Genomic DNA, 18,469 nt, shown 5'->3' on the forward strand with positions numbered 1-18,469 from the left:
GCCGCGATCAGGCTTCGGCGGGCTGCCGGATGTTGGCGTTGACCCAGTCCACGACCTCGGAGGTCGTCGCACCGGGGGTGAAGATCGCGGCGACGCCCAGTTCGCGCAGCGGCGCCATGTCGTCCTCGGGGATGATGCCGCCGCCGAAGACCTTGATGTCGCTCGCGTCGCGCTCCTTGAGCAGCTCCAGCACCTTGGCGAACAGCGTCATGTGGGCGCCGGACAGGATCGACAGCCCGATCGCGTCGGCGTCCTCCTGGATCGCGGTGTCGACGATCTGTTCGGGCGTCTGGTGCAGGCCGGTGTAGATGACCTCCATACCGGCGTCGCGCAGCGCGCGGGCGATGACCTTGGCCCCGCGGTCGTGGCCGTCGAGTCCCGGCTTGGCCACCACGACCCGGATCGGACCGGACACTCCCATCACTGCCTCCAACACGATTGCTGCGCTCAGCGGGCACTTCTGTGAACGAACGTTATCGCCAGCATCCCCCGACCGGACAGTTTCGCGAAGGCCCTCGAGGGGGAAATTACCCATTGGGACACGTTCACGTTAGAAACGCGTTCGGCCCGTGGTCGCCTCGGTCAGTGAGGCGACGCGGGCTTTCGCGTTCTCGGCGCACGGGGGACAGAGCCGTCTCCGTGTGCCGCACGGGAGGTAGGCCATGGGCGTCCTGTCTTTCGGTGTCGGAGACCGCCTGGTGCGTCAGGCGGCCTACGTACGAGCCGCGGCGATCGAGATCGCCATCCTGACCGGTCACGTTTTCCTGTACCCGACCGGCATCTTCCAGGAACGCGGGCCGGAGCTCCCGGCCGGCGAGCCGGAGGAACCGACGCGCATCCCCACGGCCGGCCGCAGCCACCCGCCGGTGCTGCTGCTGCACGGCTTCGTGGACAACCGTTCGGTGTTCGCCATGCTCCGCCGGTCGCTGCGCCGGCACGGCTGGCCGCATGTGCAGGCGGTGAACTACTCCCCCTTGACCTGCGACATCCGCACCGCCGCCGCGCTGCTCGGCCGTCACGTGGAGCAGATCTGCGAGCAGACCGGCCACAGCCAGGTGGACATCGTGGGCCACAGCCTCGGCGGACTCATCGCGCGCTACTACGCGCAGCGCCTGGGCGGCGACAGCCGGGTCCGCACCGTGATCACCCTCGGCACGCCGCACTCCGGCACCCGTGCCGCGCCGCTGCTCAACCCGCACCCCATCGTCCGGCAGATGCGGCCCAACTCCGACCTGATAGAGGAACTGGCCGAACCGGCGGCGGGCTGCCGTACCCGTTTCGTGGCGTTCTGGAGCGACTGGGACGAGATGATGAGCCCGGTCGAGGCGGCCCGCCTGGACCATCCCGATCTCATCGCCCGCAATGTGCACGTCGCGGGCGTCGGTCATCTGACCATGCCGGTGCACGCGGCCATCGCGGCAGGGATCCGGCAGGCGCTGCTCGGGGAGGAACTGGCGTCCGGCGCCGTCGACGCCGCGTGACGGTCCTGCCCCCATAAGCATCGAAAGGCCATCGAACACAAGGCATGGACGATGCCGTAATCCTGCCGAAGATTGTCGCCGTCGGCCGCAGGGGGATACAGTCGCCGCTAATTCTCCTGCTGCCGAGGCGAAAGAGAAGCGGTGAACGCTCGTCACCCGTCGGGGTACGCCCCCGAGTACAACGCCTACGGGCACGAGGGCTATTCCGGCGCCTCGTACCAGTCCGCAGGCGCTGTCCACGCGGATGACGACCCGCTGTTCGGCTCGTGCCAGGGCTACCCCGCGTACGACACCGGCACGCACGCCACCGGTTCGTGGGACACCACCGCGGCCGCCTACTGGCAGCAGCCCCAGGACGCCACCACCGGGTACGGCGACCCCGCCGCGGCGGCCACGGGCACCTGGTACACGCAGCCCGCGGCCGGGACGTACGACTACACGGCCACGGCGTACGAGCACGCCCCGGTGTACGAGTACCACGAGCCGGAGCCGGCCCTCCCGCACGAGCCCGTCGAGCCCCATGCCCATGTGCCGCACGCCCGCGAGCCGGAGGAGTACGACGCCGCGCACGGCGCCGCCGCCGAGGACTGGGCCGACGCCGAGGGCGGCTACGCGTACGAGCACGAAGCAGCGGCCCACGACCTCCACGGCGAGGACCCGCTCGGCGACGAGCCGGAGGACGGCGCCGACGACGCGGACCCGGACGGCGCGGCCGTCCTGCCCCGCCCGCGCGCCGGCAGCCGGCGCCGCCGCCCCGCCCGGCGTTCGGCGCTGCTGACCGTCGCCGTCCCCTCGGTCGCCGTCATGGGCGTCGCGGCCTGCGCCGCCGCCGTAACCGTCAACACCGAGGAGGGCGACACCACCACGACGCAGGCGGACGGCGTGGTCGACGCCGCCAAGACCCCCACGACCAAGCTCGACCAGCAGCTTGCCGGGGTGAACCGGGACGTCGACGACTTCGCCTCCCGTGCCAGCCGCACCCAGGAGCGCCTGGACATCAAGGAGCGCCAGGCGGCGGAGCGGAAGAAGAAGGCGGAGGAGGCGGCCCGCAAGGAGGCGCTGCGCCCGAAGTTCCTGCTCCCGGTGAGCGAGCACGGTCTGAGCGCCTACTTCGGTCAGGCGGGCGTCAACTGGATGTCGGTCCACACGGGCATCGACTTCCCGGTCAGTTACGGCACCCCCGTGATGGCCGCGACCGACGGCACTGTCCGCACGCAGTGGAACAGCGCTTACGGCAACATGGCCATAGTGACGGCGCCGGACGGCACGGAGACCTGGTACTGCCATCTGAGCAGCACCAAGATCCGCTGGGGCAGCGTCAAGGCCGGCGAGGTCATCGCCTACTCCGGCAATTCGGGCAACTCCACCGGCCCGCACCTGCACTTCGAAGTACGTCCCGCGGGCGGTTCGGCGATCGACCCGCTGCCGTGGCTGCTCAGGCACGGTCTCGACCCGCGCTGAGCCACCAGCGACGCGGCGGCCCGTGCGGCTCCCTCACCGGCCGCACGCGGCGCGCGTCCCGTCAGAGCTTCTCCACCGGCGCGTAGCGCAGCAGCAGCACCTTCGGCCGCTCGTCGCCGAAGTCGATGGTGGCCTTGGCCTTGTCACCGCTGCCGTCGACCGAGACGACCGTGCCCAGCCCGAACGTGTCGTGGTTGACCCGGTCCCCGACCGCCAGAGCGACGACCGGCCGGTCCTGGGTGCGCCGGGTGGCGAAGCCGGAGGGGCCGCTCCTGGACGAGGAGCGCGACAGCACCGAGGCCGCCGCCGACACCGAGGCGGACGGCGCCGGGGAGGATCCCGTGCGCCGCCACTCGATGAGCGGCTCGGGGATCTCCTCCAGGAAGCGGGAGGGCGGGTTGTACGACGGCTGGCCCCATGCGCTGCGCATGCTCGCCCGCGTGACGTACAGCCGCTGCCGCGCCCGGGTGATGCCGACGTAGGCGAGGCGGCGCTCCTCCTCCAGTTCCTTGGTCTGGCCGAGCGCGCGCATGTGCGGGAAGACCCCGTCCTCCATGCCGGTCAGGAAGACCACCGGGAACTCCAGGCCCTTGGCGGTGTGGAGGGTCATCAGCGTTATGACACCGCCGCCCTCCTCGTCGTCGGGGATCTGGTCGGAGTCGGCGACCAGCGCGACGCGTTCCAGGAACTCGGCGAGCGTGCCGGGCTCCTCCTCGGTGCGCTCCTGCTCGAACTCCAGGGCCACCGCCGCGAGTTCCTGGAGGTTCTCGACGCGGGTCTCGTCCTGCGGGTCGGTGGAGGCCTGGAGCTCGGCCAGGTAGCCCGTGCGCTCCAGCACCGCCTCCAGGACGGTGGCGGGTCCGGCGCCGGACTCCACGATCGTGCGCAGTTCCTCCAGCAGCTCGTTGAAGCGCTTGACGGCGTTGACCGAGCGGGCGGCCATGCCGAAGGCCTCGTCGACGCGGCGCAGCGCCGCGGGGAAGGAGATCCGCTCGCGCGAGGCGAGGGCGTCGATCATGGCCTCGGCGCGCTCGCCGATGCCGCGCTTGGGCACGTTGAGGATGCGGCGCAGCGGGACGGTGTCCTCGGGGTTGGCGAGCACCCGCAGGTAGGCCAGGACGTCCCGGACCTCCTTGCGCTCGTAGAAGCGGACTCCGCCGACGACCTTGTACGGCAGGCCGACGCGGATGAAGACCTCTTCGAAGACACGGGACTGCGCGTTGGTGCGGTAGAAGACCGCGACCTCGCCGGGACGGGCGTCGCCGGCGTCGGTGAGCCGGTCGATCTCGTCGGCGATGAACTGCGCCTCGTCGTGCTCCTGGTCGGCGACGTAGCCGGTGATGACCGGGCCCTGGCCGGCCTCCGTCCACAGGTTCTTCGGGCGGCGGGAGGCGTTGCGCTCGATGACGGCGTTGGCGGCGGACAGGATGTTCTGGGTGGAGCGGTAGTTCTGCTCCAGCAGGATCGTGCGCGCCTGCGGGTAGTCCTCCTCGAACTGGAGGATGTTGCGGATGGTGGCGCCGCGGAAGGCGTAGATGCTCTGGTCGGCGTCACCGACCACGCACAGCTCCGCCGGCCCTTCGCCGCCCTCCTGCGCGTCTCCGCTCGCCGTTCCCACCAGTTCGCGCACCAGCGTGTACTGGGCGTGGTTGGTGTCCTGGTACTCGTCGACCAGGACGTGCCGGAAGCGGCGCCGGTAGTGCTCGGCGACGTCGGGGAAGGCCTGGAGCAGGTTGACCGTGGTCATGATGATGTCGTCGAAGTCGAGGGCGTTGGCCTCGCGCAGCCGCGACTGGTAGATCGCGTAGGCCTCGGCGAGCTTCTTCTCGAAGGGGTTCTCGGCCTGGCCGGCGAAGGTCTCCTCGTCGATGAGCTCGTTCTTGAGGTTGGAGACCTTGGCGCTGAAGGACTTCGGCGGGAACTGCTTGGGGTCCAGGTCGAGGTCGCGGCAGACCAGGGCCATCAGGCGCTTGGAGTCGGCCGCGTCGTAGATGGAGAAGCTGGAGGTGAAGCCGAGCTTCTTGGACTCCCGGCGCAGGATGCGGACGCAGGCACTGTGGAAGGTGGAGACCCACATCACGTTGGCGCGCGGGCCGACGAGTTGCTCGACGCGCTCCTTCATCTCGCCGGCGGCCTTGTTGGTGAAGGTGATCGCCAGGATCTGGCCGGGGTGCACCTGGCGGGCGCCCAGCAGGTGGGCGATGCGGTGGGTGAGCACCCGGGTCTTGCCGGAGCCGGCGCCCGCGACGATGAGCAGGGGGGAGCCGGTGTGCTCGACGGCGGCGCGCTGCTGCTCGTTGAGCCCTTCCAGCAGGGCGGCGGGGTCGACGGCGGGGCGCGGCGCGCCGTCCCGGTAGTACGCGTCGCGGTCGGCGGGCGCGTCGAACCGTCCCTCGAAGAGGTCGTGCGGAACCGCCTCGGCCTCCTCCTCGGGGGGCGGCGGCGGGTGCTCCTCCCTCGGTTCGAAGCCGGCCAGGAAGCTGTCGTCAAAGAGGCTGCTCATCGCCTCCCGAGTCTAGGCGGTGGGACCGACAGCGGTGCGCCGCTTCCGGGTGCCGGTCGCCCGCGGGACACACGCCGCGGTGCCGCCGGACCCCCTCCCGGCCCGTCCGGGGAGCCGGACAACGGCCCGGCTGCGTAAAGGTCACGAAATGATTGCGGACAATTCGAACACCAGCCTTCCCAGGAGCCACCCCAGTTGACTACCGTGCCCCCTCAGGCGGTCCGCACCGAACGGCGGCGACCGAGCCGTCACGGCCGCCTCCGCTGAGTCCGGCAACCGCCGGAGCCGGGGACCCACCACTTTGGGGTGAATCGGTCCGTACGGGCACACCGCACACGTGCCCGGACGACCGTAGGGCGGCCTTCCGAAGCCCGAACCCGACAGCTAACCCGGTAGGCGGTCCACGGAAGGAGCCGTCCGCCTTGGCGACGCACCGCAAGCCGCGCCCCCGCATGCTCACCGTCCCCGGCCCGCGCACGGCCGTGGGGCTGACGACCGCCGCACTGGCGACCGTCACCCTCTTCGGAGAAAGCGCCAGCGCGGCGCCCGCCTCCCCCGACAAGCCGTCCATCACCGAGGTCAAGGCCAAGGTCGACGCCCTCTACCACCAGGCCGAGGCGGCCACCGAGCGCTACAACGGCGCCAAGGAGCAGACCGAGAAGCAGCGCACGCACGCGGACGAACTGCTCGACCAGGTCGCCCGCAGGACGCAGACGCTCAACGACGCCCGCCGCACGATCGGCGAGTACGCCTCGGCGCAGTACCGCGGCGGCGGCCTGGACAGCACGACAACCTTCCTGCTCACCTCCGACCCGCAGCAGTTCCTGGACCAGGCGCACTTGATGAACCGCCTGTCCGACCGCCAGGAACACGCGATGGAGGACTTCCGCACGCAGCAGGCGGCGACCACGCAGAAGCGCACGGAGGCCGTCCAGAGTCTGGCGAAGCTCACCGAGGCGCAGACGCGGCTGGCCGCGGAGAAGAGGACGGTCAAGCAGAAGCTCGCCGCCGCGCAGCAGCTGCTCAACACCCTGACCGCCCAGGAGAAGGCGCGGCTGGCCGCCCTGGAGAAGAAGAAGGAGGAGGAGGCCGCGGCCGCGGCCAAGGCCATCGCCGCGAAGGAGAAGGCGGCACAGGAGGCGGCCGGGACGGCCTCGGGCACCTCGTCCGCCGGGGGCGGCACCTCGTCCTCGACGGCCTCGGGCAGCTACGCCGCCAAGGCCGAGAAGGCGATCGCCTTCGCCCACGCCCAGCTCGGCAAGCCGTACGTGTACGGCGCCACAGGCCCCAACTCCTTCGACTGCTCGGGCCTGACCCAGGGTGCCTGGGCCGCCGCGGGCGTCTCCATCCCCCGCACCACCTACGACCAGGTCGACTTCGGCACCCGCGTCACCGCGGACCAGCTCCAACCCGGCGACCTGGTCTTCTTCTACTCGGACGTGACCCACGTCGGCCTCTACATCGGCGGCGGCGAAATGATCCACGCGCCTCACACGGGCACTGTGGTGAAGGTCGCCCCCATCACCGAGATGCCGATCTACGGCTACGCCCGGATGGCCTGAGTCCCCCCGCCTCCCCGCAAAGGGGCTCAGGTCCAGAGCACCGCGATGAAGATGTTGGCGGTGGTCAGCGCACCCACGGTGCCGAAGGCCGCCGCCGACACCTTCTCGTCGTCGCGCCTGACGTAGACCAGGCCGAGGACGACCACCAGTACGGCCGGCTTCAGGCCGATCTTGACGTTGTTCACCGGCTGGTCGTCGGCCTGGTTCAGGCCGACCAGCAGGGCGCCGGTCACCAGCATGGTGAGTGCCCCGTGCAGCATGCCCGGCACGAAGCGCGCCTCGCCGCGGCCCATGGCCTTCATCTGGGTGAGGAAGCCGCCGAGCAGGGCGGCGATGCCGATGATGTGCAGGCCGACGACGAGGCCGATGGTTGCTTCCATGGCTCAGGACCCTAGCCAGGCCCGTATCAGCACCCGGCACCGAGGTGGGTCCCTTCCGGCACATCGGTCACGGCTGGACCGCAAGCGACCAGGTCACCCGTCGAACAGCGGTCATCGGCCGACAGGTAGCGGCCGAATCGGACCAGTCCCGCACACTCCCCCGCCGCCCGGCGACGCACAGGTTTAGCGTCCTGCCCCAGGTGGCCGATCCCCACTGCCGGCGGGACTCGTCGTCGGCATCGGCCACCCCCGCCGAAGGTCCGGCGGCGGCGCGGCTCCCCGTCCGTCCGCCGCCGGGCCGCGGGCAGCAGGCCCGGCAGCCCGGAAGGAGTGACGGCGCGTGGCGTCGCACAGAAAGCCCAAGGAGCGCACCCTCACCGGCTCCACCGCGCGCACGGCCGCCACCCTCGCCATCGCGGGAGCGGCTTCGGTGACGATGTTCGGTGAGACCGGGCACGCCGACCCCCGGCTGACCACCTCCGAGGCCAAGGCCCGGGTGGACCGGCTCTACGAGGAGGCCGAGCAGGCCACCGAGCGGTACAACGGGGCGAAGGAGAAGGCCGACACGGTCCAGCACCGGATCGACGACCTCCAGGACGAACTCGCCCGCAGGACCGAGCGGCTCAACCGCACCCGCGACGGCCTCGGGTCGATCGCCACCGCCCAGTACCGCTCCGGCGGTGTCGACCCGGCGATGCAGCTCGCGCTCGCCTCCTCGCCGGACCAGTACCTCGAACGGGCCGGGGTGCTGGACCGCATGAGCAGCCGTCAGAACGCCGCGCTGCACGCCCTCGGCGCCCAGAAGCGCGAGATCGAGCAGCTGCGCACCGAGGCCGGCACCGAACTCACCGAACTGCGCCGGTCCCGCGCCGAGCTCGCCCGCCACAAGCGGACCGTGCAGGAGCGCCTGGCCTCCGCGCAGCGCCTGCTGGACGGGCTGACCGCGGGCCGGCGCGCCGCCGTCCTGGCGGACGGGGGCCACGGCACGGCCCGCTCCGGCGACCGGGCCGGCCGCGCGGTCTCCGCGGGCTCACGCGCGGCCCTGGCGCCCGCGGCGGCCCCCAACGCCCGGGCCGCGCGGGCCGTGTCCTTCGCGTACGACTCCCTCGGCCTGCCCTACGTCTGGGGCGCCACCGGCCCGTCCTCGTACGACTGCTCGGGCTTCACGCAGGCCGCCTGGCGGGCCGCCGGGGTGGAGCTGCCGCGCACGACCTACACCCAGATCAACGCGGGCAGCCGCGTCTCCCGCGCCGAACTGGAGCCGGGGGACCTGGTGTTCTTCTACTCGGGGATCAGCCACGTCGGCCTCTACATCGGCAACGGCATGATGATCCACGCCCCGCGCACCGGCGACGTGGTGAAGATCGCGCCCGTCGACCAGATGCCCTTCGCGGGGGCCGCCCGCCCCGTGTGAGGCCGCCCTGCCCGGCCGGTCCTCAGACCAGCCGACGGGCGGTGGCCCAGCGGGTGAGTTCGTGGCGGTTGGAGAGCTGGAGCTTGCGCAGCACCGCCGAGACGTGCGACTCGACCGTCTTGACGGAGATGTAGAGCTGCTTGGCCACTTCCTTGTAGGCGTAGCCGCGGGCGATCAGCCGCAGGACCTCGCGCTCGCGCTGGGTGAGCCGGTCCAGGTCCTCGTCGACCGGCGGGGCGTCGGTGGAGGCGAAGGCGTCCAGGACGAAGCCGGCCAGCCGCGGGGAGAAGACCGCGTCGCCGTCGGCGACCCGGAAGACCGAGTTGACCAGGTCGGGGCCGGTGATGGTCTTGGTGACATAGCCGCGGGCGCCGCCGCGGATCACCCCGATGACGTCCTCGGCGGCGTCGGAGACCGACAACGCCAGGAACCGCACCGGGTGTTCGGCGGCCGCGCTCAGTCCCGCGCAGCGCTTGAGCACCTCGACCCCGCCGCCGCCCGGCAGGTGGACGTCGAGCAGCACGACGTCGGGCCGGGTCGCGGTGATGACCGCGACGGCCTGGTCGACGTCGGCGGCCTCGCCGACCACGTCCACGCCGGTCCGCTCGGTCTCGCCGATCTCCGCCTGGACCCCGGTGCGGAACATCCGGTGGTCGTCGACGAGGACGACCCTCACACGCCGGTCGGTGCTCATGACGGCCTCCCTGCTCCCGAGTCCTGCTGACGCTCCATCTCCAGCTCCACTTCCGTCCCCCCGCCCGGCGCGGGGCGCAGCCGCGCCTCGCCGCCGTTGCGCCGCATCCGGCCGATGATGGACTCCCGTACGCCCATCCTGTCCGACGGTACGTCGTCCAGGTCGAAACCGGGGCCGCGGTCGCGCACGGACACGAAGACCCTGTCCCCCTCGACCTCCGCGTACACCTGCACCGGCTCGTCGCCACCGTACTTGGCGGCGTTGACCATGGCCTCGCGGGCCGCCTGCATCTGCGCGACCAGCCGCTCGTCCAGCGGGCAGTCGCCGACGCACACCACCTCGACCTGGACGCCGTGCGCGTCCTCGACCTCCGCCGCCGCGCGGCGCACCGCCTCGGCCACGGTGGCCGGCTCGTCCTCGCGGCCGTTGCCCTCGGGGCGGTAGAGCCAGGCGCGCAGTTCGCGTTCCTGCGCGCGGGCCAGCCGGGCCACCTCGCGCGGGTCGTCGGCGTGCCGCTGGATCAGGGTCAGGGTGTGCAGGACGGAGTCGTGGACGTGCGCGGCGACCTCGGCGCGCTCCTGGGCCCGGATGCGCGCGAGGCGCTCGGCGGACAGGTCCTGCGTCATGCGCACCAGGTAGGGGCCGGCGATGAGCGCGACGCCGACGAGCACGGCGAGCGCGGCCTGCAGGATGGTGCCGAGGTGGCTGACCGAGCCCTGCACGACGAGGAAGCCGGTCACGCCGACGCCCACCAGGATCACCCCGGCCGCGCCGCGCGCGACGGGCAGCAGTCGCTTGCCGCGGCTGAGTTCGGCCCAGCGGGCGCGGCGCGCGTTGTCCGCCTGCCGCCACACCAGCGCGACGCCGAGGCCGATCAGCAGCAGCGGCCAGACGTAGGCATTGGCGGCGCCGAGGTCGAGATTGTCCAGCAGGATGCCCAGGCCCGCGGCGAGCGCGAGCAGCGCGACGATCTGGCCGCGGTCGGGCCGGCGCCCGGCGAGCCAGGAGCGGGCGTCCCGCGGCTCCTTGGCCTCCACGACCCCGCCGACCCCGAGCGGCACGACGAACCAGAAGACCGCGTACAGCAGGATGCCGAGGCCCTGGATGGTGGCCAGCACGACGAAGACGACCCGCACCCACGCCACCGGCAGCCCGAGGTGCCCGGCCAGACCGCGGGCCACGCCGCCGATCATGCGGCCCTCGGAGCTGCGGTAGAGCTTGCGGACCGGCGGCTCGGCCGGGTCCGGCGGGGCGAAGTACGACGCCCCGGTGGACGGGGGTGTCTGCGGGCCGGCGGGTGACATGCCCCGATCGTCACACGTTTCGCGGACGGTGGGTATCAGGGTTGGCCCCCATGCCCGGTCAGGGTCGTTCCGGATACCGGCGGGGCCGGCGGGACGCCACCATGGAGCCATGACGGAGCAGTACACGCAAGGCGCGCCCGAGGCGGCCCCGCAGCGGCGCAGGCTCACCCGCAGCCGCCGGCGGAAGGTGATCGCGGGCGTCTGCGAGGGGGCGGGGCGGTACTTCGACATCGACCCGGTGGTCTTCCGGATCGTGCTCGGTGTGCTCGCGCTCACCGGCGGTCTCGGGCTGGTGGCGTACGGCCTGGGCTGGCTGCTGATCCCGGCCGAGGGGGCCGGGGAGAACGACGGGCCCGCCGAGAGCGAGGCGCACCGGCTGCTGTCCGGCCGGGTGGAGGGCCCCGCGCTGACCGCCGTGCTGATGGCGCTGGTGGGGTGCGGGCTGTTCCTGTCGCTGCTCGGCAGCGGGGGCAACCTCGCGTTCTCGCTGGGGCTGGTGGCGGCGTTCGCCGGCGCCGTGTACTGGTCGCAGCACCGGGAGCGGACGGCCCCGTCCCCGGTGCCGGGCACCGCTCCGCCGCCCACCCAGCCGCCGCCCGCCCCGGCCACGTCGGCGTGGTGGAAGGAGGCTCCCGTCGAGGACGCGGCGTCCGCCGCGGGCGGTGGGGGCTACCTGTGGGGGCCGGACGACGGGCCGGCCGACGACGAGCGCGACCGCCACGAGTGGCGGCGGCGCCGGCAGGCGGTGCGCCGCGAGGGCGCCTGGCTGGGGGTGCCGGTGTTCTTCCTGGCGGTGGCGGCGGCCACGGCCTGCGTCGCGGGCACCTGGAACTCCCAGCCGCTCGGCACCGCCCTGCAGATCGGGTTCGCCGCGGCGCTCGCGGTCTTCGGCTTGGGCTTCGCGGTGAGCGCGTGGTGGGGGCGGCTCGGCGGCGGCACGGTCTTCCTGGTGGTGCTGGCGGCGGCCCTGCTGGTCGGCGCCTCGGTGCTGCCGAAGTCCGTCGGTCACGAGTGGGAGCGCCGCACCTGGCAGCCGGCCGCGGTCGCCTCCGTGCAGAAGTCCTACGAACTGGGCGCGGGCAAGGCGACGTTGGACCTGTCGCGCCTGAAGCCCGGGGGGCACACGGTCGCGACCCGCGCCCATGTGGGCGCGGGGCAGCTCGTCGTCAAGGTCCCGGCGGACGTCACCTTGGCCCTGCATGTGAGCGTGGGTCTCGGCGACGTCCAATTGCCGGGTGACGCGCAGGAGGACGTGGACGTGCAGCCCGGGGTGGACAGGACGGTCAGACTGCAGCCGGTGGACGGGAAGAAGTCCGCCGGAACGCTGGAACTGGAGGTCGACATGGGCGTCGGACAGGTGCAGGTGACCCGGTGAAGCGGCACGGTTTCCGTTTCTCGGCCCTCTTCACCGCGCTGGTGCTGCTGGCGCTGGCCGCGGTGTTCCTGCTGGACGCCGTCGGCAGGCTCTCGCTGCCGCCGCAGGTGGCCGTGCCCATGACCTCCGCCAGCCTCGGGCTGGCGGCGCTCGGCGCGTTCGTCGCGCGCTCCGCCCGCGCGCGGCGCGGCGGGCCGCCCCCGGAGCCCGTGGACGCCCCGGCGCACCACCACGACGCCCGCCGGTAGCGGGACGCGGGGGCCGGTGAGGGGTCGTGTGCCCCTCACCGGCCCCCGTGCACGCGGTCCGCCCGGGTCAGCCGAGGTACCGGCGCCCGCGTCCCCTGCGGCGGGCGATGGCCGCGTCCACCGACAACTGCGGCGCCCCGGCGAGCACCAGCGGCAGCCAGGCCATCAGGTAGATCAGGTCGTTGCCGTAGTAGTACGGCTGGGTGGCCCAGCTGACGGTGAGCCACAGGCTCAGCGAGATGAGCGCGCCGCCCAGCGCGGCGATCCGGCTGAGCAGCCCGATCAGGGTGCCGACGCCCACCGCGATCTCGCCGAAGGCGATGGCGTACCCGAAGCCGTGCGGGCTCTTGAGCGCCAGGTCGATCATCGCCGGGACGGCGGCGCTGCCGCGCACCCCGTTGAGCGTGCCGACCAGGGAGCCCGGTGCGGAGTCGGTGAAGAAGGTGTCCGACAGCAGTTTGTCGAATCCGGCGTAGACGAAGGTCACGCCGAGGAAGATGCGCAGGGGCAGCAGCGCATAGCGCCGGGCGGTGTCCCGCCAGGGCCCCTGTGAGGGGTCCGTCCCCGAGTCCCGTGTTCCGTTCATGCCCGATATACCCGTCACATTCATGACGTCCGCCCTCTCGCGTCCGCACCCGGTCCGATACCCCTCCCGGATCGGTTCTCCGGGAGCGCCATAGCCGGATACGTATGCCAACCGTCCACGGTTCAATCAAAAAGCTCGGAATCCTGGCGAACTATGCGCTCATATGTCGGCTGATAGTTGATCCACGCGACCAGATCATGACCCAGCTGCTCACGGGTGGCCACCGCGTCGTCGTGGCCGATCTGCACGGGGGTGCCCGCCGCCTTGGCGCTGAGCTGGACCTCGCAGGCCTTCTCCATGGTCATGAACCACCATGCCGCGGCGTCCACCGTCTCGCCGACCGTCAGCAGTCCGTGATTGCGCAGGATCACCGCCTTGTGCCCGCCGAGGACCACGGCGACGCGCCGCGCCTCCGCGTCGTCGACGACGACCCCGGTGTAGGAGTCGTACAGCGCGTGGTCCTCGTAGAAGGCGCACGCCTCCTGGCTGATCGGCTCCAGCCGCTGGCCGAGCGCCGCCAGCGCCCGGCCGTACGTGGAGTGGCTGTGCACGACGGCCACCGCGTCGGGGCGGGCCAGGTGCACATGGGCGTGGAGGGTGAACGCGGCCTGGTTGACGTGGTGGCGGCCCTCGACCACCGCGCCCTGCTGGTTGACCAGGATCAGCTCGCCGACACCGACGTGCGCGAAGGGCACCCCGAAGGGATTGACCCAGTAGTGGTCGGTCAACTCCGGGTCCCGGACCGTGATGTGGCCCGACACACCCTCCTCGAACCCCATCCGGCCGAACGCCCGCAGCGCCGCCGCCAGGCGCTCCTTGCGGTGCCGCCGCTCCGCGGACGGGTCCTCGAAGCTCGGCGGCAGGGCGAAGTGCAGTTCGCCGGGGGGCACGGGCTGGGGCGCGGTGTCGGTCATGGCGCGGAAGTTACCCCGAGGTACCGGAGATGAACAGGGGCGATACGAGGTTTCCCCCGTACCGCCCCAAGCCGGCCCCACTCAGGGGCTCACTCCCACTCGATGGTGCCCGGGGGCTTGCTGGTGACGTCCAGCACGACGCGGTTGACGTCCGCCACCTCGTTGGTGATGCGGGTGGAGATGCGGGCCAGCACCTCGTAGGGCAGCCGCGACCAGTCCGCGGTCATGGCGTCCTCGCTGGAGACCGGGCGCAGCACGATCGGGTGACCGTAGGTGCGGCCGTCGCCCTGGACGCCGACGGAGCGGACGTCGGCGAGCAGCACCACCGGGCACTGCCAGATGTCCCGGTCCAGGCCCGCCGCCGTGAGCTCCTCGCGGGCGATGGCGTCGGCGTCGCGCAGCAGGTCCAGGCGCTCCTTGGTGACCTCGCCGACGATGCGGATGCCCAGGCCCGGGCCCGGGAAGGGCTGGCGCTGGACGATCTCCTCGGGCAGGCCGAGCTCCTGGCCGACCATGCGGACCTCGTCCTTGAAGAGCTTGCGCAGCGGCTCGACGAGCTGGAACTGCAGGTCCTCGGGGAGGCCGCCCACATTGTGGTGGGACTTGATGTTGGCGGTGCCGGTGCCGCCGCCGGACTCCACCACGTCCGGGTAGAGCGTGCCCTGGACCAGGAACTCCACCGACTCGCCGTGCGTGCCGGCCTCGGCGACGATCTCGCTCGCGGCCTGCTCGAAGACCCGGATGAACTCCCGGCCGATGATCTTGCGCTTCTCCTCGGGGTCGGAGACCCCGGCGAGCGCGGTGAGGAAGCGCTCCTCGGCGTCGACGACCTTCAGCTGCACGCCGGTGGCCGCCACGAAGTCCTTCTCGACCTGCTCGGACTCGCCCTTGCGCATCAGGCCGTGGTCCACGTAGACGCAGGTCAGCTTCTCGCCGATGGCCTTGTTGACCAGGGCCGCGGCGACCGCGGAGTCCACACCGCCGGACAGGCCGCAGATCGCGCGCTTGTCGCCGACCTGGGCGCGGATCGCGGCGACCTGCTCCTCGACCACGTTGTGCGTGGTCCAGTTCGGCGCGATGCCCGCGCCGCGGTAGAGGAAGTGCTCCAGCACCAGCTGGCCGTGCTCGGAGTGCAGCACCTCGGGGTGGTACTGGACGCCGTAGAGCTTCTTCTCGTCGTTCTCGAAGGCGGCCACGGGCACCAGGTCGGTGGCCGCGGTGACCGCGAAGCCCTCGGGGGCGGCGGTGCAGGTGTCGCCGTGCGACATCCACACCGAGTGCTCGGCCGGGGTGCCCTCGAAGAGCGTCGAGCCGGTCTTGCCGACGTGCAGAGGCGTGCGCCCGTACTCCCGGGCACCGGTGTTGTCCACGGTGCCGCCGAGGGCGATCGCCATCAGCTGGAAGCCGTAGCACATGCCGAAGACCGGGACGCCGGCCTCGAACAGGGCCCGGTCCAGCCGCGGGGCGTGCTCGGCGTAGACCGAGGACGGTCCGCCGGACAGGATGATCGCGGCGGGCCGCTTGGCCAGCATCTCCTGGACGGGCATGGTGCTCGGCACGATCTCGCTGTAGACCCGGGCCTCACGCACACGGCGGGCGATGAGCTGGGCGTACTGCGCCCCGAAGTCGACGACGAGAACGGTGTCGGGGGCGGCTGGGGTCGCTGATGCCACGGTGGGCCTTCCGGCGGGTCGAACGTGGGGTCCCTGCCGATTCTACCGGGGCCCGCGGCTTTACTTCCCCGCCCCGAGGAGTCACACTGTCCGCCATGTTCAGCAGCACGCACTTCGCGTTTACCTATGGCACCGGCTGGTCCGGCTGCCATGGTCGTGCTGTCTGATCGCGGAAACGCATTCCAGACGTCACCAGGCGCCCCGGGCCACACGGCCCGGGGCGTCTGGCGTATGCCTCCCCGGGCGGGCCAGGGGCCCCGACCAACCGAGGAGAGACCCATGAGCGGCACGGCAGCACCCACCGGGCAGGACCGCACTCCGGACGCCGAGACCGTGATCGCCGGCGCGCGGCAGCGCATCGACGACCTCGACACACGGATCGTCGAACTGATCCGGGAACGGATGACCGTCTCGGCCGGGATCCAGCGGGCCAGGATCGAGTCCGGCGGCCGCCGGGTGCACCTGGCCCGTGAGATGGAGGTCCTCGCCCGCTTCCGCGGTGAGCTGGGCAGGCCCGGCACCGCGCTGGCGATGACCCTGCTGGAGCTGTGCCGCGGCCGCGTCTGACGCGGGCGGGTGAGCAGCCCCCGGGACGGGCCGAGTGACCCGTTCGGGGGGCATCACCCGTACGGCACGTGACCGCCTCCGGGTGCCTTCGTTGAATCCGGTGTCCGTGCCAGCCAGGCGCGGTCACCTTGGGCCAGGGGTAGCAGGGACAGCAGGAACAACAAGACGTCGACAAGCAGGACACCGCGCGTGGACACCGCTCAGACGCAGCTGGGCGGGGTGGCACCGGGACGATGAGGCGCGCCCGCGTCTAGTGGAAGCACCGCGGGCTCGCCGTGGGACCTCGTTCCGGTGGAATGTGACCGGACGGCAGGGGACAGCAGCCCGGTCACGACTCAAAAGTGGCGGTCGGCTCCGGGGACGCCGGGGGCCGGCCGCTCTGCGAGGAACACACTACTCATTTCGCGGCACTTGGGCAGACATCCGGCCCACGATCGAGTGAGTCGCCGTCCGCCCGCCCCGCACGACGGGGCCGTCAGGACGTGCGCGGTGCCGGTGGGACCGGCGGGACCGGGAGCAGCGGCAGGCGCAGCGCGCCGAACGCCTCCCGCGGGACGACCGGCTGCTTCGGCTCGACCGGCGCGACCCGGCGGTACACCTCGCCCTGGGCCGGACGCGGGTCGGCATCACCCTTGTTGGGCCACAGCGACATCGCCCGTTCCGCCTGCGCGGTGATGGTCAGCGACGGGTTGACGCCGAGGTTCGCCGACACCGCGGCGCCGTCCACCACGTGGATGCCCGGGTGCCCGAACAGCCGGTGGTACGGGTCGATGACGCCGTGCTCCGCGTCCTCGCCGATCGCGCAGCCGCCCAGGAAGTGCGCGGTGAGCGGGGTGCCCATCAACTCGCCGACGTTGCTGCCCGCGAAGCCGTTGATCTCCTCGGCCAGCAGCCGGGCCGCCTCGGCGCCCTCGGGGATGAAGTCCGGGTTGGGCGCGCCGTGGCCCTGGCGGGCGGTGAGCAGGCCCTTCCCCAGTCCCTTGGGCTTGCGGTACGTGGTCAGCGAGTTGTCCAGGGACTGCATGACCAGGCCGATGATGGTGCGCTCGGACCAGTGGCGGTTGGACAGCGAGCGCATCAGCAGCACCGGGTGGCGGGCGCAGTGCGCGAGGTAGGCCAGGCCGCGCGGCAGTTTCGTGCCGTGCGGGACCTGGAGGATGGACAGGCCGCCCATCGAGTTGGAGCCCTTGCCGTAGCGGACCGGCTCGATGTGGGTGCTGTCGTTCGGGTGGATCGAGGACGTGATGGCCACGCCCCGGGTGAAGTCGACCCGTTTCTGGCCGGTCCGCTTCCGGTAGCGGCGGCTGTCGGTCTGCGCGCCCACCAGGGCCTCGGAGTTGGTGCGGGTCAGCTCGCCGAGCCGGGCCGAGACACCGGGCAGCCGGCCCGCGTCGCGCATGCGGTGCAGCAGCGTCTGCGTGCCGTACGTGCCGGCCGCGACGACCACGTACCGCGCGCGCAGCACGCGGGGGGCGGCCTTGCGGCGGTCGGTGGGGACGACGGAGACGTCGTAGCCGCCCCCGGGGTTCTCCGCCAGCGCGGTGACCGTGGTCATGGGGTGGATCACCGCGCCCGCCTTCTCGGCGAGGTGCAGGTAGTTCTCGTTGAGGGTGTTCTTGGCGCCGTGCCGGCAGCCGGTCATGCACTCCCCGCACTCGGTGCAGGCCCGCCGGGACGGGCCCTCGCCGCCGAAGTAGGGGTCCGGCACCTCGCCGCCGGGCGCGGTCCTGGCGCCGTCGGCGCCCTTCCCGGCCCCCTCCCCGACTGCGTCCTTGCCGTCGCCGAAGAACACGCCGACCGGGGCCATGTGGAAGGAGTCGCCGACGCCCATCCGCTCGGCGGCGGCCTTGAGGTGGACGTCGGAGGGGGTCATCGTCGGGTTGAGGCGCACGCCCAGCATCCGCTGCGCCTGGTCGTAGTAGGGCGCGAGCTCTTCGCGCCAGTCGGTGATGTGGCCCCACTGGCGGTCCTCGAAGAACGCCTTCGGCGGCACGTACAGGGTGTTGGCGTAGTTGAGCGAGCCGCCGCCGACCCCGGCGCCCGCCAGGATCATGACGTTGTCGAGCAGGTGGATCCGCTGGATCCCGTACAGCCCGAGGGACGGTGCCCACAGGTAGTCCTTGAGGTGCCAGGAGTTCTTCGGCAGGCTCTCGCGGGTCCAGCGGCGGCCCGCCTCCATGACGCCGACCGCGTAGCCCTTCTCGGTCAGGCGCAGCGCGGAGACGGCCCCGCCGAAGCCGGACCCGATCACGATCACGTCGTAGTCCCGGCCGTCGTCCCGGCCGTCGTCCCCGCTCCGCGTCATCG

16 protein-coding genes and 1 riboswitch are annotated in these 18,469 nt (G+C 72.1%); of the genes, 7 read left to right on the forward strand and 9 right to left on the reverse strand.

What is annotated here, in order from left to right; genetic code table 11:
* Positions 1 to 7: 7 nt before the first annotated feature.
* Complete coding sequence (locus ABZ883_RS06160; RefSeq protein WP_360902279.1) at positions 8 to 421, reverse strand: cobalamin B12-binding domain-containing protein; 414 nt, start codon at positions 419 to 421, stop codon at positions 8 to 10.
* Between the two features lie 241 nt (positions 422 to 662).
* Between ABZ883_RS06160 and ABZ883_RS06165 the strand changes: the two genes are divergently transcribed.
* Entirely contained in the window at positions 663 to 1,481 is an 819-nt protein-coding gene (locus ABZ883_RS06165) for an alpha/beta fold hydrolase (RefSeq protein WP_360902282.1), read from the forward strand.
* Positions 1,482 to 1,622: 141 nt separating this feature from the next.
* Positions 1,623 to 2,942 (forward strand): M23 family metallopeptidase, encoded by a 1,320-nt coding sequence (locus ABZ883_RS06170; protein WP_360902285.1) that lies wholly within the window; start codon positions 1,623 to 1,625, stop codon positions 2,940 to 2,942.
* A gap of 61 nt (positions 2,943 to 3,003) precedes the next feature.
* On the opposite strand, the gene pcrA is transcribed toward ABZ883_RS06170, so the two are convergent.
* Entirely contained in the window at positions 3,004 to 5,445 is a 2,442-nt protein-coding gene (pcrA, locus tag ABZ883_RS06175; RefSeq protein ID WP_360902288.1) for a DNA helicase PcrA, read from the reverse strand.
* 251 nt (positions 5,446 to 5,696) lie between these two features.
* Positions 5,697 to 5,860: riboswitch (cyclic di-AMP (ydaO/yuaA leader) on the forward strand.
* 7 nt (positions 5,861 to 5,867) lie between these two features.
* Between pcrA and ABZ883_RS06180 the strand changes: the two genes are divergently transcribed.
* Positions 5,868 to 7,007 (forward strand): NlpC/P60 family protein, encoded by a 1,140-nt coding sequence (locus ABZ883_RS06180; protein ID WP_360902291.1) that lies wholly within the window; start codon positions 5,868 to 5,870, stop codon positions 7,005 to 7,007.
* Between the two features lie 26 nt (positions 7,008 to 7,033).
* Here ABZ883_RS06180 and ABZ883_RS06185 read toward each other — a convergent pair whose 3' ends face one another.
* On the reverse strand, positions 7,034 to 7,387 hold the full coding sequence (locus ABZ883_RS06185) for a hypothetical protein (RefSeq protein WP_360902294.1): 354 nt from the start codon (positions 7,385 to 7,387) through the stop codon (positions 7,034 to 7,036).
* Positions 7,388 to 7,727: 340 nt separating this feature from the next.
* On the opposite strand from ABZ883_RS06185, the gene ABZ883_RS06190 reads away from it, so the two are divergent.
* Complete coding sequence (locus tag ABZ883_RS06190) at positions 7,728 to 8,801, forward strand: NlpC/P60 family protein (RefSeq protein WP_360902297.1); 1,074 nt, start codon at positions 7,728 to 7,730, stop codon at positions 8,799 to 8,801.
* Between the two features lie 22 nt (positions 8,802 to 8,823).
* Here ABZ883_RS06190 and ABZ883_RS06195 read toward each other — a convergent pair whose 3' ends face one another.
* Both ABZ883_RS06195 and ABZ883_RS06200 read right to left on the reverse strand, forming a co-directional pair.
* Positions 8,824 to 9,495, reverse strand: a complete 672-nt coding sequence (locus ABZ883_RS06195) for a response regulator transcription factor (RefSeq protein WP_360902300.1) — start codon at positions 9,493 to 9,495, stop codon at positions 8,824 to 8,826.
* Entirely contained in the window at positions 9,492 to 10,799 is a 1,308-nt protein-coding gene (locus tag ABZ883_RS06200) for a PspC domain-containing protein (protein ID WP_360902303.1), read from the reverse strand. The genes ABZ883_RS06195 and ABZ883_RS06200 overlap by 4 nt, the downstream gene beginning before the upstream one ends.
* A gap of 109 nt (positions 10,800 to 10,908) precedes the next feature.
* On the opposite strand from ABZ883_RS06200, the gene ABZ883_RS06205 reads away from it, so the two are divergent.
* Complete coding sequence (locus tag ABZ883_RS06205) at positions 10,909 to 12,174, forward strand: PspC domain-containing protein (RefSeq protein WP_360902306.1); 1,266 nt, start codon at positions 10,909 to 10,911, stop codon at positions 12,172 to 12,174.
* A complete protein-coding gene (locus ABZ883_RS06210) occupies positions 12,171 to 12,422 on the forward strand; it encodes a hypothetical protein (RefSeq protein WP_360902309.1) in 252 nt (83 codons plus the stop codon). The genes ABZ883_RS06205 and ABZ883_RS06210 overlap by 4 nt, the downstream gene beginning before the upstream one ends.
* Positions 12,423 to 12,489: 67 nt before the next feature.
* Here the strand turns inward: ABZ883_RS06210 and ABZ883_RS06215 are convergent, their stop codons facing one another.
* From ABZ883_RS06215 to guaA, 3 genes are all read right to left on the reverse strand, one after another.
* The gene (locus tag ABZ883_RS06215) at positions 12,490 to 13,008 is read right to left on the reverse strand and encodes a DoxX family protein (protein WP_360902312.1); all 519 of its coding nucleotides are present in this window, start codon (positions 13,006 to 13,008) and stop codon (positions 12,490 to 12,492) included.
* Positions 13,009 to 13,130: 122 nt separating this feature from the next.
* On the reverse strand, positions 13,131 to 13,922 hold the full coding sequence (locus ABZ883_RS06220) for a class II aldolase/adducin family protein (protein ID WP_360902315.1): 792 nt from the start codon (positions 13,920 to 13,922) through the stop codon (positions 13,131 to 13,133).
* Between the two features lie 89 nt (positions 13,923 to 14,011).
* On the reverse strand, positions 14,012 to 15,595 hold the full coding sequence (gene guaA / locus ABZ883_RS06225) for a glutamine-hydrolyzing GMP synthase (RefSeq protein ID WP_360902318.1): 1,584 nt from the start codon (positions 15,593 to 15,595) through the stop codon (positions 14,012 to 14,014).
* 279 nt (positions 15,596 to 15,874) lie between these two features.
* Between guaA and ABZ883_RS06230 the strand changes: the two genes are divergently transcribed.
* Positions 15,875 to 16,162 carry a chorismate mutase gene (locus ABZ883_RS06230; RefSeq protein WP_360902321.1) on the forward strand — a complete coding sequence of 96 codons (288 nt, stop codon included), beginning with the start codon at positions 15,875 to 15,877 and terminating at the stop codon, positions 16,160 to 16,162.
* A gap of 475 nt (positions 16,163 to 16,637) precedes the next feature.
* On the opposite strand, the gene ABZ883_RS06235 is transcribed toward ABZ883_RS06230, so the two are convergent.
* Positions 16,638 to 18,467: a GMC family oxidoreductase gene (locus ABZ883_RS06235; RefSeq protein WP_360902324.1), complete on the reverse strand. Its 1,830-nt coding sequence runs from the start codon at positions 18,465 to 18,467 to the stop codon at positions 16,638 to 16,640.
* Between the last annotated feature and the right edge of the window lie 2 nt (positions 18,468 to 18,469).

It is taken from the genome of Streptomyces sp. NPDC046977, assembly GCF_040644455.1.
GTDB lineage: Bacteria > Actinomycetota > Actinomycetes > Streptomycetales > Streptomycetaceae > Actinacidiphila.

Excerpts from the sequence above, each read along its gene's own strand:
- ABZ883_RS06185 (WP_360902294.1), bottom strand. The coding sequence starts at position 7,387 with ATGGAAGCAACCATCGGCCTCGTCGTCGGCCTGCACATCATCGGCATC.
- pcrA (WP_360902288.1), bottom strand. The coding sequence starts at position 5,445 with ATGAGCAGCCTCTTTGACGACAGCTTCCTGGCCGGCTTCGAACCGAGG.
- ABZ883_RS06205 (WP_360902306.1), top strand. The coding sequence starts at position 10,909 with ATGACGGAGCAGTACACGCAAGGCGCGCCCGAGGCGGCCCCGCAGCGG.
- ABZ883_RS06215 (WP_360902312.1), bottom strand. The coding sequence starts at position 13,008 with ATGAACGGAACACGGGACTCGGGGACGGACCCCTCACAGGGGCCCTGG.
- ABZ883_RS06160 (WP_360902279.1), bottom strand. The coding sequence starts at position 421 with ATGGGAGTGTCCGGTCCGATCCGGGTCGTGGTGGCCAAGCCGGGACTC.
- ABZ883_RS06165 (WP_360902282.1), top strand. The coding sequence starts at position 663 with ATGGGCGTCCTGTCTTTCGGTGTCGGAGACCGCCTGGTGCGTCAGGCG.
- ABZ883_RS06235 (WP_360902324.1), bottom strand. The coding sequence starts at position 18,467 with ATGACGCGGAGCGGGGACGACGGCCGGGACGACGGCCGGGACTACGAC.
- ABZ883_RS06230 (WP_360902321.1), top strand. The coding sequence starts at position 15,875 with ATGAGCGGCACGGCAGCACCCACCGGGCAGGACCGCACTCCGGACGCC.
- ABZ883_RS06195 (WP_360902300.1), bottom strand. The coding sequence starts at position 9,495 with ATGAGCACCGACCGGCGTGTGAGGGTCGTCCTCGTCGACGACCACCGG.
- ABZ883_RS06220 (WP_360902315.1), bottom strand. The coding sequence starts at position 13,922 with ATGACCGACACCGCGCCCCAGCCCGTGCCCCCCGGCGAACTGCACTTC.
- ABZ883_RS06200 (WP_360902303.1), bottom strand. The coding sequence starts at position 10,799 with ATGTCACCCGCCGGCCCGCAGACACCCCCGTCCACCGGGGCGTCGTAC.